Below are 286 nucleotides of genomic sequence, written 5' to 3' on the forward strand. Positions count from 1 at the left end.
TTCCAGAGCTCGGTGGTGAAGTTCCGGGACCCGGCGACCCACTCCTCCGACAGCGACATGTCGGTGCCGGGGGTGGAGCCGGGGGCGATGGTGAACCGCAGCGCGTCCGCGCCGTAGGAGTCGATCAGTGCCAGCGGGTCGATGACGTTGCCCTTGGACTTCGACATCTTCTTGCCGTGCTCGGCGCGGATGAGCCCGTGCAGGTAGACGTCGCGGAACTGCGCCGTCCCCATCACGTAGGTCCCGAACATCATCATCCGGACGCCGCAGAAGAACAGGATGTCGT

The 286-nt window shown here is 65.4% G+C and carries 1 protein-coding gene; it reads right to left on the reverse strand.

Annotation, left to right across the window (positions count from 1 at the left end):
* Nucleotides 1–251 (reverse strand): class I tRNA ligase family protein (locus DBV35_RS29880; protein WP_245944160.1); only part of this gene is annotated, 251 nt, incomplete at its 3' end.
* Between the last annotated feature and the right edge of the window lie 35 nt (nucleotides 252–286).

The sequence above is a fragment of the Acuticoccus kandeliae genome (assembly GCF_003073115.1).